Source organism: Peribacillus sp., from assembly GCF_059453735.1.
This window is the reverse complement of sequence record NZ_JAZVJO010000159.1, coordinates 1-2,131: the sequence shown is the minus strand read 5'-3', so window position 1 is coordinate 2,131 and position 2,131 is coordinate 1. Positions and strand designations below refer to the sequence as shown.

Annotated in this window: 3 protein-coding genes; all 3 read right to left on the bottom strand. The window is 41.5% G+C overall.

Annotation, left to right across the window (positions count from 1 at the left end; translation table 11 throughout):
- Positions 1–365, bottom strand: a 365-nt coding sequence (rbfA, locus tag AC52RT_RS05470) for a 30S ribosome-binding factor RbfA (protein ID WP_495539818.1), incomplete at its 3' end; no start/stop codon positions are given.
- Between the two features lie 18 nt (positions 366–383).
- Positions 384–665: a DUF503 domain-containing protein gene (locus AC52RT_RS05465; protein WP_040374841.1), complete on the bottom strand. Its 282-nt coding sequence runs from the start codon at positions 663–665 to the stop codon at positions 384–386.
- The coding region (gene infB, locus AC52RT_RS05460) for a translation initiation factor IF-2 (protein WP_495539817.1) at positions 662–2,131 on the bottom strand (1,470 nt) is incomplete at its 5' end. The genes infB and AC52RT_RS05465, both read right to left, overlap by 4 nt.

Sequence of the window (2,131 nt, the reverse complement as noted above, 5' to 3'; positions counted from 1 at the left end):
TCTTCTTCGTCTTTTGCAGGTTTATCATCTGAATTAATCTGATGGATTAACGTATCAATCCGGTGTCCATACATAATGGATTCATCAAACTCGAAAGAAATCTCCGGAGTTTTCCGTAAGCGAATTCGTTGTCCAATTTCAGAACGAATGAATCCTTTAGCTTGGGAAAGACCTTTTAGTGTTTTTTCTTTCTGTTCTTCGTCTCCTAAAACAGAAATATAAACGATAGCATGCTGCAGGTCACCAGTAACCTCTACATCTGTTACGGTAACGAAGCCGATGCGGGGATCCTTGATTTTCCGGCCAATGATGTCACTCATTTCTTTCTTCATCTGTTCACCAACACGATTTGCACGAAGGCTCATACTATTCACCTCGCTGACTTATAGCCATTCTATATTTGTTAGTGTGCGCTCTATTTCAGGAAATGAATCCAGAAATAGAAGGGCATTTTGTAATTCTCTCTCAGTTGCCATTCGGGAGGAAGATACAGTAACAATGGCAAGCGCACTTCGCTGCCAAAGATCCTGGTACCCCACCTCAGCCACAGAAATATTGAATTTCTGCTTAAGTCTTGAAATAATACGCTGCAGCACGGCCCGTTTTTCTTTTAAAGAATGCGCATCATAGATGATACATTCAAATTCGGCAGAGCCGACGATCATTTACGTTCGATCTCCTGCATTACGTAAGCTTCAATAATGTCGCCTTCTTTAAGGTCATTGAAGTTTTTAATCGTAATTCCACACTCATAGTTCTGTGCAACTTCTTTTACTTCGTCTTTGAAGCGTTTTAAGGTATCAAGCTCGCCTTCAAAAATAACGATGCCGTCACGAATTAAGCGAACACCCGAGTCACGAGTTAATTTACCTTCAGTAACGTACGATCCAGCAATTGTACCCACTTTCGATACTTTGAACGTAGTCCGTACTTCTGCTTGGCCGATGACTTTTTCTTCGAATTCAGGATCAAGCATCCCTTTCATCGCTGCTTCAATTTCTTCAATTGCTTTGTAAATAATACGGTGTAGACGAACATCAACATTTTCTGAGTCGGCTGCACGTTTCGCATTTACATCTGGACGTACATTGAAACCAATAACGATTGCATTAGAAGCCGCCGCTAGAATAATATCGGATTCAGTAATCGCACCGACACCTGTATGAATAATTTTAACTTTTGCACCTTCTACTTCAATTTTTCTCAGTGAGGCAGCAACGGCTTCAGCAGAACCTTGAACATCCGCTTTTAATACGATATTCAATTCTTTGATGTCGCCTTGTTTCATTTGTTCAAACAAGTTATCTAATGTAACAACTGATTTTTCATTACGTTGTGAAGCCAATTGGCGTTGAGCCCTTGTTTCCCCAACTTGGCGAGCGGTTCTTTCGTCATTAAAGACGATGAAACGATCTCCTGCTTGCGGAACTTCATTTAGACCTGTTAACTCAACAGGTGTTGATGGGCCTGCTTCTTTTACTCGGCGTCCTAAATCATTCACCATTGCTCTTACACGTCCAAAGCTGTTACCTACTACGATCGGATCTCCGATTTTAAGGGTACCATTTTGAACAAGAAGTGTAGCAACTGTTCCGCGGCCTTTATCTAGACGCGCTTCAATTACTGTACCAATAGCGTTACGTTCTGGGTTAGCTTTGTATTCATTCACTTCACCAACAAGCAGAATCATTTCAAGAAGACTTTCGATTCCTTCGCCATTTTTCGCTGAAATCGGTACGAAAATAACATCTCCGCCCCATGCTTCAGAAACAAGGCCATGTTCAGTTAACTCTTGCATAACACGATCAGGATTAGCTGATGGTTTATCCATTTTATTAACAGCTACAATAATTGGAACCTCAGCCGCTTTTGCATGGTTGATTGCTTCAATTGTCTGCGGCATTACACCATCGTCAGCTGCAACAACTAGGATTGTTATATCTGTAATTTGAGCTCCGCGGGCACGCATCGTTGTGAACGCAGCATGTCCTGGAGTATCTAGGAATGTAATTTTCTTTCCTTTGATCTCAACTTGGTATGCTCCGATATGCTGTGTAATTCCACCGGCTTCGCCTTCGGTTACTTTTGTATTCCGAATAGAGTCTAGTAATGTTGTTTTACCATGGTCAAC

Excerpts from the sequence above, each read along its gene's own strand:
- AC52RT_RS05465 (WP_040374841.1), bottom strand. The coding sequence starts at position 665 with ATGATCGTCGGCTCTGCCGAATTTGAATGTATCATCTATGATGCGCAT.